Raw genomic sequence first — 18,999 nt, forward strand, 5'->3', positions numbered from 1 at the left:
GAGCGTGACCGATCGCAGGCCGGCGGCGCCAAAATCGATTCCGGTATAGAAGTCGATGGTCGAGTAACTGCGCAGCGTCAGATTCTGCGCCTGATTGAAGCGAGCATCCCGGCTGTATCGAAGACGAGGCCCTCGCTCCCGCCACCGAAGCCGATGCGGCTTCCGGACAGGGTGATATCGACAGCGGAGACCTGCGCCGAACCGGCCAGCGTGGTGTTGCGCGTGGCGTCGATCAGCAGCGCCCGACCGCCGTCGATGACCGCAGCGGCGCCGACCTCGACGGTACCGGACGCTGTGCCGTCGACATTGGTGCAGCGAACGCTGGCGGCGGCTCCGTTGGACAGGCGGATCAACGCCCCGAAGTCGCGCTCCGGCGATGCGACCTGGGGCATCAGAGTGATATCGCCGGAATCGCTGGTGGCGGCACCCGCGGCGCGCAGCACGCTGCCGGCCGCGATGGTGATGTTGTCGGACGCCGCCAGAATGATTTCCGGACCGGTCAAGGCACTGTCAGCACCGTTGCGCACCACGATATTGCCGGCCCGTACGGTGACCGAGACGCCGAGATTGGTCCCGGTGCGAACGCCGCCGAGCAACAGACTGGCCGCGCCGAAATTGCTGAGCCGGCTCGAATCGATGATCAGATAGCCGCCAAGCCCGCTGGTATCGGCTCCTGCGCCGACCACCGCGATATTGGTCGCCGCAATATCGACGGTGCCTGCGCGGCCGCCCGGCGCTGCTTGCGACAGCAGTTGTCCATCCAGCACCAGTTGGTCCCGCGCCTTGAACACGACGGCGCCGCCATCCAAAGGCAGTCGCGGCGTCACCACATCGAGGCCGAGCTTGCGGTATTGCGTCAGCTTGAACGTTTCCGAGGCGAAGAATTCGTTGGCGCTCGCTTCGTTATATTCGGAATAGGACCGGATCACGTTGCCGTTCATCACACGCCAGTTCGATGCACGCACATCTGCCGAGCTGTCGAGATTGCTGCCGAGGCGACCGGACATCAGCAACGATCCGTCCAGCAAACGCGTGACGCTGCGAACAGGATTGCCGGAACTGCCAGCCACCATCTGGACGGCGAACGCGCCGGGCAGGAGTGCATATTTCGCCGGCAACAGATTGTACCAACCGGCGGCGAGACCGCCGCCCCCGGCCAGCCAGACCCGGCTGCCAACCGCAACCCCACCATCCTTCGGCGCGGTCGCCGATGCCAGCGCCGGCAGGACCGCATAGACGCCGTTCATCGCGAGAATGTCGTGCGAGCCGCCACTGCCGACGACGAATTCCGATGCTCGCAGATCGCCGCCGCCGCGAATATCGACCTTGGCACCCGCAGCCATATTGACCGCCGGCGCATCGAGCAGCAGCTTCTTTTCCGGCAGTGCCGTAATCACGTTCGGCAGACCGTATTGCACCGGCAGCGCCCAGTCCTCGCCATTCAGCAGCAGACCATAGGGCACCGTCAGCCCATCGCCCGACACCGACACCGTGGCACCCTCCCCCAAGGTGATCGCGTGCGTGGCCTTCAGCGTCAAGCTGCCGAACGGCACGCGCACGGAGCCGTACACGTCGATATCCGTGGACGACAAAGTGAGATCGCCACCGGCCGAGAGCGGCGCGGATGGCGTGCCATTGGGTAGAACCAGAATACGGTCCGGCGCCTTGATCGCCGCCGTCGTCTGTGTCGACGGATAGATCTGCCCGGCCTGCAGAGTTAGCGTGCCATCGACATCGAGCAAGGCTGTCGCACCCAGCTCGAATGCGTGCAGACGAATTTCGTTGGCGACGAGTTTGGTATTGCCGAAGCCGCGGGTGACGCCTGACGTGATATCGATCAGGCCGGCATCGAGCAGCAGCGTTCCCGAGCCGCCGGTCGTATTGGCGTCGGCCACCCCGAGATCGAGTGCGAGATAGCCCGCGTGAATCGCCGCGCTTGCGGTTGGCGTCGTCGCCGACATATTGCCGGCGATCGAGACCGCCGCATTCTGCAGGTTGAGCACGACACCGTTGTCGAGTCGCAACTTGCCCGGAAGATTGACGGCGCCGAAGCCGCCGCCGCTGATGGCATCGGCGGACATGGTCGTGCCGGCATATGTGGTGTCGTTAATCAGGATCTTCGCACCCGGCGTGTAGGTGGTCGTCGTGCCGAGGCGCGTCGCGCGATAGAAATACTTGTTGATCAGGACGACCGCCTTCTGGTCGATGGTCGGATCCACGATCCAGGGCGCGACGGAACCGCCGCCTTGCGCGTCGGCCGCAAGACCATTCACGATGCGCGGCGTAAGTCCGATGACCGACGGCAATTGATTGATCGAATTTTTCATGGTGAGGGGAATTTTGTAGGCGGCTGTCCCGTATTCGTCATAGATATCGAGATCGAGAACGAGCGTGGAGATCGGCGATCCCGCCATCGTCCCGCCGATGAAATTGTAGGTCCCCGACGTGGCGTTCGCATAGTAAGTGCCGGTCGCCGCATCAAAGGAATACTGACCGCCGGTCCCGACCAGCTTGAAGTAGCCCATATAGGTGCCGGCCAGGGCATTCTGGACGGAGCCGGACGGGGCGCCCAGATCGAGAATGTTCAGCGTGCCGCCCGATGCTCCGGCTCCGCCGGCCCTGGCGATTATCTTCGCATCGATCGTCGATCCAGCGAGACCTCCGCTCGTCAATGTGATCCGGCCGCCATCGCTGGCCAGCGGCAGCGTCGCATCGCTGCCGCGCGGGCGCATCGGATCGTCGATCACACCGCTGGTGCCGGACACATCGATCACCGCCGAGGAATCGAGCATCAGTCCACCGCTCAGGCTGACAGTACCACCGTCGAGCACATTGCCGCTGCGCAGGCCCGTGAGCGGATCCGTGTAGATCGTCGGTGTGCCTCGCGCGAGAATCTGCGCGGTCGCCGCCAGCTTCACATTGCCACCGTCGAGGGACACCGTACCGCCGGGTGCGATGATCGTGCCGGCAACGACGACGCTCCCCGTCTTCGGCGTGCTGGCATTGTCTTGCGTCAGGGCGATGCTGCCCCGAACGTCCGTCATCAGCGTAGCGCCGGCTTCCACCGTCAGCGTCTTGAACGCCGTGATGCCCAGGCTGGCCGGCTTGCGGACCAGACGCTCCTGCAGATCCAGGACCCGGACGATCCCGATATCGGTCAGCTCGGTGCCGGTCGTAACGGAGATCGGATTGTCGAATGTCAGAAAGACATTCTGCGGCTGTTGATTGACCACGGCGCCGGCCGGAACCGTCGCATTGCCCATCGTGGAGATGGAGACGGCGCGGAAGCCGCGATCCGCGAACAGCGCGTCACGCAGATGGAACGTCGCTGCGTTTGCCGGCGCCGCTCCACCGACCTGCACATCGGCCAGGACACCGATATTGAGCGTGCCGCCCGAGCCAGCGGCGAACCCGCGCAAATCGACGCCGTCGAGGCTCGTGCCTGTGAGATTCGTAAGCCTGATCGCGCCGGCATCTCCCAGCTTCAGCTTCGTCTTTGCGCCAGCGGCGCTGAGTCGGACGCCGCCGGAGACGTCGATGATGGCACCGGATGCGATGGTGACCTCGCCCCTGACGCCCGACCCCACCGCATTGGAATCGACCGCCAATGAGACCGTGCCGCCATTGATCTGGGAAAACGCTGCCGGGCCGCCATCGGCTACGTCGTTGAGCCAGCGACCGCTGACGTCAAGAACCGCTTTTGCGCCCACATCAATCTTGTTGCCGACCTGGATATTGATGGTGCCGCCGGCGATGCGGATGCCGCCATTGACTTCTGCGGTAGTCGGCAGCGCGTTGCTCGGGCTTCCGTGCTGGATCACATTCAGCGTCGCGCCCGGCGTCAGATCGAGACTGGCGCCCTCCGCAAGCTTGAACGCCTTGTTGTAGAAGATGTCGATCTTGCCCACGCCCGATCGGTTGAGGATGCCGTCGGCGATATAGGCCGTCTTGGCGCGTTCCTTGGGATCGCGCGTGAGATCGTAGAAATCGCTCGGCAGCTCGCTATCGACCGTGAAGTTGCTGGCAAGCTTCACCGGATCGTGCGTGATCACGAATGTCGACCCCAGCCACGGTCCCTCCGGAACGCTGCCGCCGCCGAATTGCAGGCTCCCCGCGGTCGCGGGCTTGCCATTCGCGGCCTGACGCGTGCCGGTGATGACATGGCTATCCAGTTCGCCTTCCATGACGAGGCCTGCGCCATCATAGATCGCGATGCTGCCGGCATTGCGGCCTTCGATATAACCCTGTTCGAAACGCCGTTCGTTGTTGCGATCGAACACGGAGCGCCATGTCTCGGTCAGATTGGCGCGCTCATGACGCCGCATGAAGCTGCGGGGAAAGCCGACATATTGCTGATCCGGCATCGCATTGCCGATATCGTAGACGCGGCCGTCGGCGCCGAGCAGCTTGGTCGTGGTGATCCAGCCATCGGCATAGCGCACCGAACCGCCGGAGATGTCGAGCACGGCACCGGCACGCACGATCGTCTCGCCGCCCGCGCGCAGCACGATCTTGCCGCCTACGGTCGATAGTTCGGCCAGCGTCGTCGTGCCGGTCCCGATCCAGCCGCTGACGTCGCCGAGCGGCGTGCCTTCCCATCGTCCGGCCACATACGCGCCGCCCTTGTCCTTGAACCACTGCACACCCGCCATCGGGCCATCGGCGAATGTCCCGCTCACCCGCTTGTCGACATAAACAGTCGCACCACGCAGCCACGAATCGAGATACAGGACGCTGTCGCGCAATTCGTTGATGCGCATCTCCACCTTGACCGTATTGGTCTCCATCGCGAGCGCCACGTCGCGCAGGCCGCCGACGCTGACCAGCGCGTCGGAATCGACATAGATGCGGCTGCCATCGTCGGTCTTGTCCAGCGCGCCCGGGACCGAGCCGGGAACCGTCGGCGGGAGCTTGCTGGCGATCACGGAGATCGTACCGGACGGCACGACCACGGTGGCGCCGGACTGAATGTCGATGAGAGTGCCCCGCAGATTGATCGAGCCTGCGCGATAGCGCGTTTCGACATTGCCCTGTTCGATGCTGCTGGTGTCGGTCAGATCCGGCATCACCGTGGTGAGGCTGCCCGAGCCGAGACTCAGCTTTCCCGTCCCCCATGAAAACAGCCCACGACCGGAGTTGAAATCCGTATGCACGGCCATAATGCCCTGGCTCCAGGCGCTGATATTGATGGAGCCGTCCTGATTGTTGAGCGCGGTCGATGCGATCAGCGTGCCGCTCTGCTCGATCTCGCGGCCCTTGATCGTGATATTGCCGCGCGAGGCCTCCACTGCGCCGGTATTCGAAACGCGATAGCCTACACTGGCGGCACGCGCGTCCATCTCGCCCATCACCGCGACGTAAAGCGGGCTGATATCGGGATTTGTCACCGTCCTGCTCAGGTACAAATAGTGCAGCAGGGATTCCGTCGGCGACGAGACTGCGAAATCGAGGCCGCGCACATCGATGTTCTGGTTGTTCAACTTTGGATCGGCCAGCCAGACATTCTCGCCGGCGCCGAGCAACACCTGCCCGTTAGGCGTACGGATCGTTCCGGCATTGGTGACGCGCGGCGCGAACAGCATCGCCTTGCCGCCGCTATGACTTTCGATCACCGCGCCGGCCTCTACAACAACATCCCCGGGCGTGCGGCCATAGTGGACGATGTTCGACGCCACCGTGTTGGTCGAACTGTCGCCGAAGGTCGGAATGGCATAGTCGAAGCCATCCGCCCAGATCGAGAGGGTGCTGTTGATACCTGCGCGGAACTGCTCGTTGCTCAGGCCGAGCGACGATGCGACGAATGTGTGGGTATTGATCTGGCTTGTGCCGCCGAACACGATGCCGTTCCGGTTGATGACATAGACCTGTCCCTCGGACTTGATGGTGCCGAGAATGCGGCTCGGTGCCAGCGACGGATCGATGACGCGATTGAGCGCGATCCAGTTGGTCCTGTCGGCGCCGCCGGCCGTCTGGTTAAAGTACAAATCGGTCTCGCGACCGACGTTGAACTTGTCCGACGTCAGGATCGCCTTGGCCTCGGTCTGCTTGATTTCGACCTGGCTCCGCCCGCCGGCGGTCGTCTCGGTCGGCAACTTGGCGCCTTGCCACAAGGTCCGATCGACCTTCACACCAGGCGCAACGACGAGGCCTCCCGGAGCCAGTCCGTTCGGCACTGTCGATGCAGCCGACATCGCAGCGGCACGCGCGGCGTCCTGAATGCTGCGCATGTCCTGCATCGCCTTGGACGCGCGGATCATCGCTTGCGACGCCGCTTGCGCGGCTTGAGCTGCCCTTGCCTGCGCGGCCTCCGGACCACCATTGACGAGCCCCATGGCGACCGCGCTTGAACCGCCACCGCCAAGGCTGCGTGCATGCGCATTCCCGTGCGCCGTAGCCAGCAAGGCGATCAGGCTCGCGCCGGCCAGCAATGCGTTGGTCCGAAAACCTCGACGTGAGCGATTCAGACGGATGTACTGGACGGACATGCGAACGCCTTCTCGGTGACGACTTCAACAGGCAGAGATCGCAGTTTCTGCGATCCCTCTACGCCCGGGATGAACGACGCCCGCGACGACCGAACAACTTTTTTACTTTTGCGAGGATTCTTTTGACGGCGAAGTCGTCGCTCGCAGCCGACGACGGCTCATCATGTCAGGAGTACGATACCGCCGGGCAATTGGCGGGCTTTCGCTCCGAAAATATGCACGATCTGCACGATAATTTTGTCGGTCTCATCGACCTTGAGCCGCGCATTGAGCAGGCGTCGCCCGATCTCGCCGTTCATCAGAATGATACGTCCCGGCCGATAGCGATTGACCTCAGCGATCACGCGATCCACCGGCACCGCGTCGAATGTGAGCACGCCGCGTTGCCACGCGGTCACGCTGTCACGATCGACGGCATCCACGGCTCCCATGCCGCCACCGCCATAGCTGACCTGCTGACCGCCGCCCAGCGACATTGACTGACCATTGCGCTCAACGCTCAGCCGCCCTCTCAGGCAACTGATCGACGCCTGCACCCCGTCGCATCGCAGATTGAATTCGGCATCGGCGGCGGTCACGCGCCCGCCGGCGGCAATAACCGTGAATGGCGGCGCAGAGACGCCGGTCGAGATCGCCGCCTCGCCGGTCAGAAGCTCGATCTGCGTGGCGGCAGATGATTGTTGGCGCAAGGCGATGCTCGTGCGGGTGTTGAGATCGAGCGAGACATTCTCGACCAGCACAACCTGACGTCGCTCGCCGGCACCGGTCCGGACATCCGCCATCAGCTCCGTATATGATGGCCACAGGTCGAGCGGAGGACGCACCGCAACATAGGCAGCCGAGGCGGCCGCAGCCGCCATCAGGCCGCCGATCACCATACGTCGGCTCGGCACTGCGGGCTTGCGCGCCATCTGGATGATGGCGGCTGCGCCAGAGTCGTGGCGACTCTCGTTAGCGATAGGGCCGAGCGACTGCCAGACACGGCGAGCCTCGGCATAAGCACTTTTGTGCTCCGGGCTCTGCCGGTACCACATCTTCATCGCATCGACGTCGGCCGACATCATATCACCCGCCATGAACCGCGCGATCCACTCATAGGCTTCGCGCCTGATGGGATCGAGATCCGCTGGGTTCTCATCGACAATAGCGGGGATCATCGGCTTTGGCTCATTCTGCGTCGTCATGGCTGCTCTCGCGCGCCGCCGGCTCCGACGGTACTCCCAATGATGCTTCGCCGGCGTTCGGACCGAACCTCTGAATGACGTTGCGCCTGATCTTCGCTCCGCAGATCAGCAGTGCTGCCTTCAGCTCCTTCTCGACGAAACGCTGAGAAATCTGCAATTCATCGGCGATATCACGCAGTTTTCGCCCCTCGAGGCGCGAGGCAAACAGAATAAAGCGGCGCCGCGCGCTGAGCTCGTCGAATGCAATCTTGAGCGCTTCGAGTTCCTGCCGCCCCTCCAGGCCGCGCAGCGGATCGGGGGCTTCATCGACAAAGCCGAGCGCCTCGTCCAGATCGGACAGGCTGGTCAGCCGACGCTCGCGGCGAAACCGCATCCGTGCAATATTCGTGGCAATCGTGAGAAGATAGCGCCTCGGACTGTCTATGACGCTCAGCCGTATCGGACGCTCCAGGTGCAGATAGGTCTCCTGCAAGACCTCACGCGCGGCGTCTTCAGAGCCCAGCCGGTGCGTCAACTGCCGCCGCAGGTCGTCATACTCGCCAACCAGCATTTGCCGCAGCACGGCCACGTCCGCTGCACTACTCATGTACGGCCGATTGCGATTGCGGCAACGTTGGCGACTGACACGCCGCCGAGCGTTGCGTCTTCTTTGGCATCAACATCAGATTGATCGGCTGCGGCATCGCGGCTGGCGGCCGCTCGCCGGTCGCGACCCGCGCGAGCGTCGCCAGATAGACGCGGTCGCGCGCATCGGACCCCGTGCTCGACAACAAATCAGCATGCTGCACGCCGCCGGCCGGCGATATCCAAAGGCGCGCAAGTAGCTCATCGGGATCGCCGGCGACAATCGGCACATGGCACAGCGTCTGATCGAGACTGGCCTGAACCAGCGCAAGATAGGACGAAAATTGCGCGACTCCGAGCTTTGCAAGCTTCAGCTCGGCGGCGTCATGACCCTTCGTGGCGGGCGACAAGATGGTGATGGTTCCGTGTTCGAACGAGGCGCTCGATAGGCCGGTGCCTTGCAACATCACCCGCATCGCCGCTTCGGGCGCGAAGGTGCCATGCACGGGAAACGAACGTTTCCCCGAAATGATGCTGCTTTCGTAGAACAATTCGATCTGGGCGGTGGTGGAAAAAGCTCTCAATGCTGCGCCCAGGTGCTGTGACGGAATAACGAACATCATCTGCGACGAATGGTCATCCTGCTGTTGTCCTGCGACTTGCGTCGCTTCAGTCCGGCTCTGGGCCATCACCGGCGCGCTGGCAACGACGAGCACGAGATCGGGCAGGACCGCAAGGCCGATGCGAAACCAGGACCCGATCGACAAAAGCGATCCCGGCCTCAAACGTCCGGCCCTCCCATCGTTAAGATCGTTAGATGTGACACTGATCTATTCACGGTATGTGACAGAGACATGTCACCGTCTCTTAGCCGAGTCCGATAGCTTGCGACTCGCGCTGGTCTGGTACCGGGCCTCACTGACACCGAGAAGACTTGCGAACGCGGCTCCGTCGATCTGGCAGCGGTGTCGGTTCGAAATCGACAATAGGACGTTCAACGTCCGCTTCGCGCCGATCATAAAAATGGATCCTTGCAAGCTCTAGGGTCGCGCCTCGATCGCCTCCCGACGTCCTGTGTGTACCGAAAACTTAAGCTCGGGCGTAGTGGTGATGAAATCCGCCCAGGATGGCGCGTGAACTGATCGCACCGGTTCGCTGAACCGGGCGAGAAATCGGCGCGTCCTTGTTCAAGGATCGATGCGTTCTGACGTTATTGTAATAGTCGGCATAGAATTGCAGGACCCGACGCAGATGCGCCTCGCCCAAAACAATGACGTGGTCCAAACACTCACGCCGGATCGATCCGATCAGCCGTTCAGCAAAGCCATTCTGCCAAGGCGAGGCTGGTGCGGTAGGCTTGTCCCGGATGCCCATGGCGCGCAATCGGCGCGTGACGACGCTGCCATAGATCCGGTCGCGATCACGGATGAGGTAGTGCGGAGCCTCATCCCAAGGAAATGCCTCCGTGATTTGACGTGCAACCCATTCCGCCGTCGGATTTGCTGTGACGTTGATCCAGACGAGGTCTCTGCGGTCGAGCCGGACGATCACAAAAGCATAGAGCAGATCGAAACCGATCGTTGGAACAACGAACAAGTCCATGGCGGCAATGTCCGGCGCGTGATTACACAAGAAGGTGCGCCATCCCTGGCTAGGTGGCCCGCGTCGCTTCACCATGTACTTGGCGACGCTGGACCGCGCGACCTCGAACCCGAGCTTGAGCAGTTCGCCGTGGATGCGCGGCGCACCCCACAACGGATTGTCGATGCTGATCCGCCGGATCAATCCGCGCAGCTCTGTGTCGATGGGCGGTCGCCCTCCGATCGGGCGCGACTTCCAACGCCAGTAGCCGCGAAAGCCGGCCCGGTGCCAACGCACGACCGTCTCGGGCCGGATGATCGTGAGGACCTGCAAGATCGATTGAAACCAGCGATACAGCTGAATGAAGAACCAGCGATCATCGTTGCTGAGCCGGACGCGACCCCGCATCTTACGCCTCAAGACAATCAACTGATGTCTGAGCGCCGCATTCTCTGCTTCAAGTCGGCTCTTCGACTTGAGGGGCGAAGCCAAGACGGCCAGTACGAAACAGAGCAGCCCGATCATTCCGCCAGCTTAGGCGATTCCATTACATCATCAACTCGGATAAGGTTTTCGGTACACACAGTGGCTTTCGCCGCGGCAAGATAGCCGTCCCGTATACTTCTCGGTGTCAATCCTTCCGCTCGCAATTGGTCTTTCCAATCGATGAGAAGAGCGCGGGTCACAGCTGACAGGTCGTCGCGACCGACATGAACGACAAGACGATCGATGATCGGTCCCCACTTCTTGACGGTCCTCGCACCAAGCTCGGCTTCCTTTGCGTACGCCTTGAACGCCGCGACCATTGAGCTCACCTGCGGCTTGGCGTGGTCCTGCCATTCGGGAAAGCGCGAAGCCTTCGGATCGGGCGTGTAGTCGCGGTTTGCATTGCGCATCAAATGCTGGTCGGCCATCTGACTCGCTTCCGCGAACGCCTTGAAAAAGATCGAAGCTCGGCGGATCGAGGCGCATGCGCATTTCGGTCAGGTACTGCTTCGCATGCCACCGATAATGTAGCCAAAGGCCAACGGCGTCGGGCCTCTTCTCGGGGATCAGCTTGCCGTCCCGTTTGAGATTCTTGAATTTGTTTTCCCACCGCTCTGACACGCCGGGATTGTCATCGTTCGCCGCGATCCGCTCACGAGAGAACTTTCCCGCAAGCGCGCTCGCCTGCTTGAAGGTCAGGGTCTGGACACCGCTCCTCAGACCTGCCCAGCGCTTTGCTACTTCGGCGGCCTTCACAGCATGACGCAACTTCGCCTCGTCCGGATCCCGAGTGCGAAGTGAATACTTCCTCCCTCTTCTTGAGGATCGGCCGGAGCTTGGACGGAACGGCCTTGCGAAACCAATAGATGCCGGTGATTGGGTGCGGCCAAGGGCGCGCCATTTTGAGGACCATCGCGTTGTACCAACCTTTTGTACCAACGGCTGGTAACGAAAGCCCCTATTTTACTGAAGGACTCGAATAATCAGGCACTTAGAGGGCTGCTTGGCGGAGAGGGAGGGATTCGAACCCCCGATAGGCTTGCACCTATGCCGCATTTCGAGTGCGGTGCATTCAACCACTCTGCCACCTCTCCCGGTGCCAAAAAGGTGATTCCTCACCCTCTGCGGTCGGGGCGTGTTCTAGGCGAGGATGCCGGGGGAGACAAGGCGCCGGGAGAAGATTTCCGCAGCGCCGAAACGGCCAAAGGAGGGCGAAATGGAGCATTTGACGGTGAAAGCCAATGGGGCGGCGTTCCATGTCGCCCGGATCGGGGCCGGCAAGCCGTTGCTCTTGTTGCATGGCTGGCCGGAATTCTGGCTGACCTGGGAGCCGGTCATGGCGCGACTTTCCGACCGTTTTACGCTGATCGCCCCCGACCTGCGCGGCTTCGGCGACAGCGACAAGCCGGATGGCCCGTACGGGCCGGAACAGCACGCGGACGACATGCTAGCGCTGATGGATGCGCTCGGGATCGAGCGGGCCGGCGTGGTCGGCCATGATGTCGGCGGCGCCGTGATGCAGCCTTTGGCACGAAAAGCGCCCGAGCGGATCGCGGGGCTTTTCTTCTTCGATTTCGTCTATCCCGGCATCGGGCCGCGGATGGCGGCGCCGGATAGGCTGAACCACATCTGGTACCAGTCATTCCACCAGATGGAGATGGCGCCCAAACTCGTCGGCGCGACGCGCGAGAGTTGCGCCCTCTATATCGGGCATTTCCTCAAAGGCTGGTCGCACCGCCAGGACGCGTTCGACGATGTGCTGGACGCCTTTACCGACAACTTCCTGAAAGCGGGCAATCTCGCCGGCGGCTTCGCGCATTACCGCGCCGCGCACGCTGCGCGCGTCAGGATGATGCAGGGCGAAGCGCCGTCATTGCCTGCGATCACCGCGCCGACCTGCATCCGCTGGGCCGAGCACGATCCGCTGTTTCCCTATGCCTGGACCGACCGGCTCGGCGAGACCTTCACCGACCTCGATTTGAAAATGTTCGAAGGCGTCGGACATTTTCCGCATCGCGAAGCCCCCGATCGCGCAAGCAACGAGATCTCCTCGTTCTTTTCGCGCATCGGATGGATCTGAAGCGGGAGAATCAGGTTAGAAAGAGTGGGTGGGACCGCCAGACGCGACAAAAATAACTGGCGGTCCCGTGCCGCTTCATCAAAATGCTGGCCGGGGAAGTGCGGCTTCGCCGGTCAGCGGAGGCGACGCGATCACCGTAGCAACGGGCGCCGCAACGGCCAACGCAATGTCGGCCTTAACCTAACCTTTAAACCTTACTGCATCCGGATTTCCGGGAAACCGCCCGTAAACTTACGGGAAGATGACGAAATCAAGGGTAGGCATCCACCCAGCGTCACGCGCTCTTCTTCGCTTTCTTCTCGCCGTTGTCCTTCTCGGCTTTCTCGCCATTCTTGGCGTTCTTGCCGTTCTCCTTGCGGCGGTTGGTGAAGCGCGCATTGCCGAGGCCGGTGCCGATCGTCAGGACGCCCCAGCGTTCGACATCCTGCATGAAGGGGACTTCGGAAAGGCCCTGCACCACGCCGTCGTTATGCATGACGATCGCGGTGTCGTGGTCGCCGATTTGCGGGATCGCCTCGACCAGGCTTGCCGGCAGGTTGAACTTGCTGCTCTCCCAATTGCCCGGCAGGTTCTGCGCGCCCTTCTCGATCGAGCCGTCCTCATTGATCACGCCGGGACAGGCGATCCCGATGAAGGGCGCCAGCTTCAGCCCATCGGTCTCGGCTTCCGCGATCAGGTCCTGCAGCATCTCGACCAGATGCTCCACCGCGGCTTCGCGCGTCGGTGCTTCGTCGGCATGGCGCCAAAGCTCGGATTTCCAGACCGTGGCCTTGGAGAGGTCCGGCGCCTTTTTCCAGCGCGTCTCGACCACGCCGCAGCGGATGTTGGTGCCGCCGATGTCGACCGCCAGGATACTGTCATGAGCTTCGAAGATCCATGACGGCGCCAGATGCAGGCAGCCGATCAGCCCGGCTTCGTCGGGGTGATGGCGGATCGGCTGAAGATCAACCTTGAACTTCTCGTCCTTGAGGATGATCTCGGTGCGCGCGATCGCGAGCTCGCCAAGCCTGGAGTCACGGAAGCCACCACCGACCACGATGCGCTCGGTCTTGGCCCAGGGCTTGGTCTTGAGGAAACGCCGAGTCACATAGGCAAGCTCCAGCGCGAACTCCTCGATCGCGCTGTGGACCACGGCGGAGGCCTCGGTGTCGTCGCCGATCAGCATCGCGTCCAGCGTCTTCTTGCTGACCTGGTCGGACGGCTCATCGCCGAACGGGTCCTCGCCGGTCTTGCGCAGCGGCTTGCGCCAGCGATCGAGGATCTTGCGGAACGCGCTCTTGCTGGCGCGGTCGCCGAGGAAACCCTCGTCGTCCTTCAGTTCGATGTTGAAGCTGTCGACGTCGACAGACGGCAGCCGCGTCGCACCGTGGTGGGCGATCCCCGTTGTCAATACCAGTTCGTCGGCCATGAAATCCTTGCCCCGGTTGGAACCCGGGGATAACGGCCTGGAACGGGTTTGGTTGCGCCCACGACGGCGGTTAGATCTTCTTGTTTGAGCATGATCTTTTCGGAAAACTGGATTCCACTTTTCCGGATCATGCTCTAATCAGGCCGCCAGCCGCAAAATCTTGACGACGTCGGCCGGCTCGCGGATCGGCTGTGGATTCGAGCGGGTGAAGATCGATAGCATCGCATTCTTGCCGATCAGCTCGAAGCGGTCCTCGCCCACCCCGACATCGGCCAGCCGCCGCGGCAGGCCGAGCCTGGCGATGAAGGCGGCGAAGGCCTCGCCGGCATCGAGCTCGGGCGCGCCAAGCGCTGCCGCGATCTCCTTCTGCGCCTGCTCGGTCGCGGGGCGATTGTAGCGCAGTACGCTCGGCATCATCACCGCCGTGCAGAAATAATGCGGCACATCACAGGTGCCGCCGAGCACATGGCCGATCGCGTGGCTCGCCCCCATCGGCACCCGCCCCTGCAGCCCGAACGCCGACATCCAGGAGCCCAACTGGCAATTGATGCGTGCCGCTTCGTCGTTCGGATCCTCCTTGGTGCGCAAGAGGCCGTCATGGAGATAGCGCAGGCCCTGCAGGCAGACGGCATCGACCAGCGCATTGCCGCGGATCGAGCAGATCGCCTCGATTCCGTGATCCATCGCGCGGGTGCCCGAGCCAAGCCATAGCTTCTCCGGAGTGTAGCGCGTGATGGCAGGATCGAGGATGATGGTGCGCGGCATCATCATCGGGTGATTGAAGATCTGCTTCAGCTTGCGGCGCGTATCGGTCACCAGGGTGCCGGAATTGTACTCGCCGCCGGACAGCGTGCTTGGGATCGCAATCATCCGCACCTTCGGCGTGCGGAACGGACCGAAGCGGCGCTCGGGCGTGGTCTCATAGCCGTCGAGCCCGGAAGGATCGAAGATCTCGTGCTCCATGCACATCAGCACGATCTTGGCCGCATCCACCACCGAACCACCGCCGATCGCGACCACGAGGTCGGCGCCGGCCTCCTTGGCCTGCTTTGCGGTCTGCACCACGACGTCGCGCGTGGTGTGCTGCGGAATGCCGTCGAAGGTCGCGGCATAACGATCGCCGAGAGCGGTGCGGATCTTCTCGATCTCGTCGGTCGTGCTGTTGAGCGTGCGGCTGACGATCAGATAGACGCGTTTGGCGCCGAGCCTTTCTGCTTCCTCGCGCAGCGCCTCAGCCGCGGGCTTGCCATAGATAACCGAGTCCATTGGGGGATATTGATAGCTGCCCGCGGCATGCATGTTCGTCTCCGTGTCTGGTGCGTATCAGACGTCAGGCCTGGAACTTGGTGAAGTCGGGTGGCCTACGCTCGGCGAAGGCTGCAAAGGCTTCGCGCGCTTCGGGCGTCTTGAGGCGCTCCTTGATCAGGCTGCCTTCTTCGGCCATCCGCGCCGCGATCCGCTCATGGTCGCGCATCAACTGCTTGGTGAGGCTGAGCGAACCGGCCGGCCGCTTGGTCAGCGCGATGGCTGCATCGCGCGCCTTCTTGCACAGCTCCGTCTGCGGCACGACTGCATTCGCGAGCCCGCAGGCCAGCGCCGCGGATGCCTCCATCGGCTCACCGAGCGCGAACATCGCGTAGGCCCGCGCATGGCCGATCCGGAGCGGCAGCAGGAAGCTCGAGGCCGCTTCCGGCACCAGCGCGAGATTGACGAACGGCGTGATCAGCCGCGCATTGTCGGCGAGATAAACGAGGTCGCAATGCAACAGCATCGTGGTGCCGACGCCGACGGCATTGCCCTGCACGGCGGCAACCAGCGGCTTCTTGGCCTTGCCGATGGTGGCGATGAAGCGATGCGCTCCGCCCTCGATGGCGGAATTGTCGCCTTTGGACTGGCTAGCGAAATCGGCGAGGTCGTTGCCCGCCGTAAAGCTGTCGCCATCGCCCTGGAACAGGATCACCCGGACCAAGCCATCGGTCTCGGCGCGTTCGAGTGCGTCCGACATGGCGTCATACATCGCCACGGTGAGCGCGTTCTTCTTCTCGGGACGCTGCAAGGTCACCGTCATCACGCCGTCGACGATCTCGGTCTTGACATGCTCGCTCATGATTTGCTCCCTACCCCGCCATTACCACTTCTCGCCGAACGGGCGGATTTCCAGCTCAAACGTCCAGGCGCTCTTCGGCTGCTGGTAGAGCTGCCAATAGGAGGCAGCGACGGAGGACGGCGGCATCAACAGATCGGGATTGTCGAGCGCGTTGGGGCCCAACGCTTCGATGCGCCGTTGCCGCACCCATTCGGTGTCGACGCCGGAGTCGATGATGAGATGGGCGACGTGGATGTTCTTCGGCCCGAGCTCGCGCGCCATCGCTTGCGCTACCGCACGCAGGCCGAACTTGGCGCTGGCGAAGGCGGCGTAGCCCGGCCCGCCGCGCAACGATGCCGTGGCGCCGGTGAAGAAGATGTTGCCCCGGCCGCGCGGCAGCATCAGCCGCGCCGCCTCGCGTCCGGCGAGGAAGCCGGAATAGCAGGCCATCTCCCAGACCTTGCGGAACACGCGCTCGGTGGTCTCCAGGATCGGAAAGTTGACGTTGGCGCCGATGTTGAAGATGCAGACTTCGAGCGGCGCGTGCTTGTCGGCGTCGCTCAGGAAGGAGATGATCTCATCCTCCTTCCGCGCATCGAGCGAGCGGGCATGGATCTCGCCGCCGGCCGCCTCGATCTCCTTCACCAGCGGCTCGAGCTTGGCGCCATTGCGTCGTCCGGCGAAGATGGTGAACCCTTCGGACGCAAATTTCTTGGCGATCTCGCCGCCGATATAATCGCCGGCCCCGATGACCGCCGCCGTCGCATTTCTCTTCTGCATTGGCCTCTCCCGACTGCTGATTGGAAATAAATCGATCTCGCCGCGCGCTCAGGACGTGCGCAGCGACTCCGCCAGTTTGTGCTTCAATATCTTGCCCGTCGAGGTCGCCGGCAGCGCGTCGAGCAGGATGATCTCCGAGGGCCGCTTGTAGGAGGTGAGCTGCGGCGCGACATGAGCCATCAGGTCCTCCGCCGTCGCCTTCGAGCCCTGCAGCAGCTGGACGAACGCGACCACTTCCTCATTGCCCTCGACCGGCCGCCCCACCACGGCGCACTGCACCACGGCGTCGTGGGTCGAGAGCACCGCCTCGATCTCCGCCGGATAGACGTTGAAGCCGGAGCGGATGATCATCTCCTTGGTACGGCCGACGATATAGAGGCAGTCGCCCTCGAAACGCGCGAGATCGCCGGTGTTGAACCAGCCATCGGGATCGATCGCCTTCGCGGTAAGATCGGGCGCGCGGTAATAGCCGCGCATGACGTTGGCGCCGCGGACATGGAGTTCGCCGACCGCGCCGCTTGCGACCAGCTTGCCATCCCTGCCGACGATCCTGGCCTCGAGACCGGGCAGCAGCGTCCCGACGCCATGGTCGGCTCTCGGCGCCTCCGGACGAATGCCGGAAATCCCGGGCGAGCATTCGGTGATGCCGTAGCCGTTGAGCAAAGGCAGCCCGAGTTCCTGTTCGACCCGCGATTTCAGATCGAGGTCGAGCGGCGCGCCCGCGACCGAGATCAGGCGCAGCGCGCCGCGGTTCAGTTTCGAAAGACCTGACGTCCGCTTGTATTCGAGCAGGCGCTGATAGGTGGCGGGAACGCCGTTCAGGATCGTGATGCCTTCCTCCGCCATCGCCTGCACCAACGCCGCCGGATCATACTTCGCGACCAGGCGGACCGTGGCGCCGGTCATCAGCGTCATCGTGAGTAGCGAGATGCCGACGATGTGCGAGATCGGCAGCACGCAATATTGCACGTCGTCCGACGTCATGTTGCGCAGCGCCGCGGTGGTCTGGGCGCTGAACAAGAGATTGCGGTGCGTCAGCATCACGCCTTTCGGCGTGCCCGTGGTGCCCGAGGTGTAGATCAGCACGGCAACCTGGCTGGCGCCGTCGGCCTCGACCGGCTCGGGCGAGGTTGCCTCGTTCAGCGCGGATACGCCGATGCCATAGAGCGGGCCGACATCCTGCACCGGTGCGCTGTAACGCGCGGCATGCGCGGCCGCTTCCTTGGAAACGTCGGTGGTGAGGAAGACGCGGCGCGCGCCGCTGTGATCCCGGATCTGGTCCAGTTCGCGCGGCGATAGCCGCGGATTGACCACGATCGCCCAGGCATCGAGCCGGCTCGCGGCGAACAGAAGGCACGCGAGCGGGATCGCGTTCTCGCTGACGATCATGATGCGGTCGCCGGCGCGGATGCCGAGCGCACGCAGCGCGTCCGCGGTGCCGCCAATGGCGCGATCGAGTTCGCGGTAGGTCAGGCTGCCGCCGTCATCGATCAGCGCCGTGCGATCCGGCGTCGCCGCGACATGCCGGTCGATCACCTCGTGGATCCGGTTCGGCAGATTTGCCAGAATTTCGGCCGCCGGGGCCGCTCGCTCCAATATCGTCAACGACACCTCCCGCCTCCACGACCCTTGTTCCGGGCCTTGCTGTGAATTGGTTTGCTTAGGTTCCTGGCCGTCTCGCGCAGCCTTTCGCCGCCGCGAGCTGGGCGACGATCTCTTCCTCGACCTCGCGCAGGCGATCCTTGCCGAAGAACATTTCGTCGCCGACGAAGAAAGTCGGCGAGCCGAACTCGCCGCGCGCCACCGCGGCTTGCGTGTTCTCGATCAGCTTCTTCTTGACGTCGTCCTGCTGGATGCGCGCGAGCACGCGGTCGATATCGACGCCGGAGGCGAGGAACGCGTCGCGGAAGACCTGCGGATCGTCCATCTTCTTTGGCTCGACCCACATGTGGTGGTAGGCCGCACGGAAATAGGGCTCGAACAATCCCTCGAATTCCGCGGCGATCACGCCGCGCATCAGCATCAACGTGTTCACCGGGAAGAACGGGTTCGACTTGAATCTCGTGATGTGGTGGCGCCGCAGGAAGCGCTCGGTTTCCAGTGCGTTGTATTCGGCCTTGTTCTTGATCCCGCGCAGCGAGTCGAACGGCGACATGTTGCCGGTCGCCTTGTAGACGCCGCCGAGCAGCACCGGGACATAGTCGAACTTCACGCCGGTGCGCTTTTCAATTCCCGGCAGGACCAGCTCGGCGAGATAGGCGTTCGGGCTGCCGAAATCGAAATGAAACTCGACTTTGAGCGGAGCAGCCATCGATTGCCTTTCCTCGGATAGGGCGGCCCGTCGC

The 18,999-nt window shown here is 63.1% G+C and carries 13 protein-coding genes and 1 tRNA gene; 1 reads left to right on the top strand and 13 read right to left on the bottom strand.

The window, feature by feature from the left end; genetic code table 11:
* Positions 1 to 77 precede the first annotated feature (77 nt).
* The 7 genes from ACZIRK_RS06615 to ACZIRK_RS06645 all read right to left on the bottom strand — a co-directional run bounded on the left by ACZIRK_RS06615 (position 78) and on the right by ACZIRK_RS06645 (position 11,394).
* Positions 78 to 6,485, bottom strand: coding sequence for a filamentous hemagglutinin N-terminal domain-containing protein (locus ACZIRK_RS06615; protein WP_463327087.1), 6,408 nt, complete (start codon positions 6,483 to 6,485; stop codon positions 78 to 80).
* Positions 6,486 to 6,646: 161 nt separating this feature from the next.
* Positions 6,647 to 7,669: a FecR family protein gene (locus tag ACZIRK_RS06620; RefSeq protein ID WP_463327088.1), complete on the bottom strand. Its 1,023-nt coding sequence runs from the start codon at positions 7,667 to 7,669 to the stop codon at positions 6,647 to 6,649.
* The gene (locus ACZIRK_RS06625) at positions 7,653 to 8,237 is read right to left on the bottom strand and encodes an RNA polymerase sigma factor (RefSeq protein ID WP_165435601.1); all 585 of its coding nucleotides are present in this window, start codon (positions 8,235 to 8,237) and stop codon (positions 7,653 to 7,655) included. Before ACZIRK_RS06625 ends, ACZIRK_RS06620 begins: the two co-directional genes overlap by 17 nt.
* Positions 8,238 to 8,247: 10 nt before the next feature.
* Positions 8,248 to 9,000: an STN domain-containing protein gene (locus tag ACZIRK_RS06630; RefSeq protein WP_130230581.1), complete on the bottom strand. Its 753-nt coding sequence runs from the start codon at positions 8,998 to 9,000 to the stop codon at positions 8,248 to 8,250.
* A gap of 322 nt (positions 9,001 to 9,322) precedes the next feature.
* Positions 9,323 to 10,222: an integrase core domain-containing protein gene (locus tag ACZIRK_RS06635; RefSeq protein WP_474417556.1), complete on the bottom strand. Its 900-nt coding sequence runs from the start codon at positions 10,220 to 10,222 to the stop codon at positions 9,323 to 9,325.
* A gap of 113 nt (positions 10,223 to 10,335) precedes the next feature.
* Positions 10,336 to 10,728, bottom strand: coding sequence for a hypothetical protein (locus ACZIRK_RS06640; RefSeq protein WP_463327090.1), 393 nt, complete (start codon positions 10,726 to 10,728; stop codon positions 10,336 to 10,338).
* A 576-nt stretch (positions 10,729 to 11,304) separates the two neighbouring features.
* A tRNA-Ser gene (locus ACZIRK_RS06645) sits at positions 11,305 to 11,394 on the bottom strand.
* A 122-nt stretch (positions 11,395 to 11,516) separates the two neighbouring features.
* On the opposite strand from ACZIRK_RS06645, the gene ACZIRK_RS06650 reads away from it, so the two are divergent.
* Positions 11,517 to 12,380 (top strand): alpha/beta fold hydrolase, encoded by an 864-nt coding sequence (locus tag ACZIRK_RS06650; protein WP_130227992.1) that lies wholly within the window; start codon positions 11,517 to 11,519, stop codon positions 12,378 to 12,380.
* A gap of 274 nt (positions 12,381 to 12,654) precedes the next feature.
* On the opposite strand, the gene ACZIRK_RS06655 is transcribed toward ACZIRK_RS06650, so the two are convergent.
* The 6 genes from ACZIRK_RS06655 to ACZIRK_RS06680 form a co-directional block, all read right to left on the bottom strand.
* The gene (locus tag ACZIRK_RS06655) at positions 12,655 to 13,788 is read right to left on the bottom strand and encodes an ROK family protein (RefSeq protein ID WP_130227991.1); all 1,134 of its coding nucleotides are present in this window, start codon (positions 13,786 to 13,788) and stop codon (positions 12,655 to 12,657) included.
* Between the two features lie 138 nt (positions 13,789 to 13,926).
* On the bottom strand, positions 13,927 to 15,087 hold the full coding sequence (locus ACZIRK_RS06660; protein WP_130227990.1) for an iron-containing alcohol dehydrogenase: 1,161 nt from the start codon (positions 15,085 to 15,087) through the stop codon (positions 13,927 to 13,929).
* Positions 15,088 to 15,118: 31 nt separating this feature from the next.
* Positions 15,119 to 15,895, bottom strand: a complete 777-nt coding sequence (locus ACZIRK_RS06665; protein WP_463327091.1) for an enoyl-CoA hydratase-related protein — start codon at positions 15,893 to 15,895, stop codon at positions 15,119 to 15,121.
* Between the two features lie 21 nt (positions 15,896 to 15,916).
* A complete protein-coding gene (locus tag ACZIRK_RS06670) occupies positions 15,917 to 16,654 on the bottom strand; it encodes an SDR family oxidoreductase (protein ID WP_130227988.1) in 738 nt (245 codons plus the stop codon).
* Between the two features lie 48 nt (positions 16,655 to 16,702).
* Positions 16,703 to 18,259, bottom strand: coding sequence for a class I adenylate-forming enzyme family protein (locus ACZIRK_RS06675; RefSeq protein WP_245474891.1), 1,557 nt, complete (start codon positions 18,257 to 18,259; stop codon positions 16,703 to 16,705).
* A gap of 55 nt (positions 18,260 to 18,314) precedes the next feature.
* A complete protein-coding gene (locus ACZIRK_RS06680) occupies positions 18,315 to 18,965 on the bottom strand; it encodes a 2-hydroxychromene-2-carboxylate isomerase (protein WP_130227987.1) in 651 nt (216 codons plus the stop codon).
* Between the last annotated feature and the right edge of the window lie 34 nt (positions 18,966 to 18,999).

The sequence above is a fragment of the Bradyrhizobium sp. Leo114 genome, assembly GCF_055229415.2.

What these genes read in the sequence shown, in the direction of transcription:
- ACZIRK_RS06660 (WP_130227990.1), bottom strand. Translation starts at nt 15,087, where the DNA reads ATGCATGCCGCGGGCAGCTATCAATATCCCCCAATGGACTCGGTTATC.
- ACZIRK_RS06670 (WP_130227988.1), bottom strand. Translation starts at nt 16,654, where the DNA reads ATGCAGAAGAGAAATGCGACGGCGGCGGTCATCGGGGCCGGCGATTAT.
- ACZIRK_RS06615 (WP_463327087.1), bottom strand. Translation starts at nt 6,485, where the DNA reads ATGTCCGTCCAGTACATCCGTCTGAATCGCTCACGTCGAGGTTTTCGG.
- ACZIRK_RS06650 (WP_130227992.1), top strand. Translation starts at nt 11,517, where the DNA reads ATGGAGCATTTGACGGTGAAAGCCAATGGGGCGGCGTTCCATGTCGCC.
- ACZIRK_RS06665 (WP_463327091.1), bottom strand. Translation starts at nt 15,895, where the DNA reads ATGAGCGAGCATGTCAAGACCGAGATCGTCGACGGCGTGATGACGGTG.
- ACZIRK_RS06635 (WP_474417556.1), bottom strand. Translation starts at nt 10,222, where the DNA reads ATGCGGGGTCGCGTCCGGCTCAGCAACGATGATCGCTGGTTCTTCATT.
- ACZIRK_RS06620 (WP_463327088.1), bottom strand. Translation starts at nt 7,669, where the DNA reads ATGACGACGCAGAATGAGCCAAAGCCGATGATCCCCGCTATTGTCGAT.
- ACZIRK_RS06655 (WP_130227991.1), bottom strand. Translation starts at nt 13,788, where the DNA reads ATGGCCGACGAACTGGTATTGACAACGGGGATCGCCCACCACGGTGCG.
- ACZIRK_RS06640 (WP_463327090.1), bottom strand. Translation starts at nt 10,728, where the DNA reads ATGGCCGACCAGCATTTGATGCGCAATGCAAACCGCGACTACACGCCC.
- ACZIRK_RS06680 (WP_130227987.1), bottom strand. Translation starts at nt 18,965, where the DNA reads ATGGCTGCTCCGCTCAAAGTCGAGTTTCATTTCGATTTCGGCAGCCCG.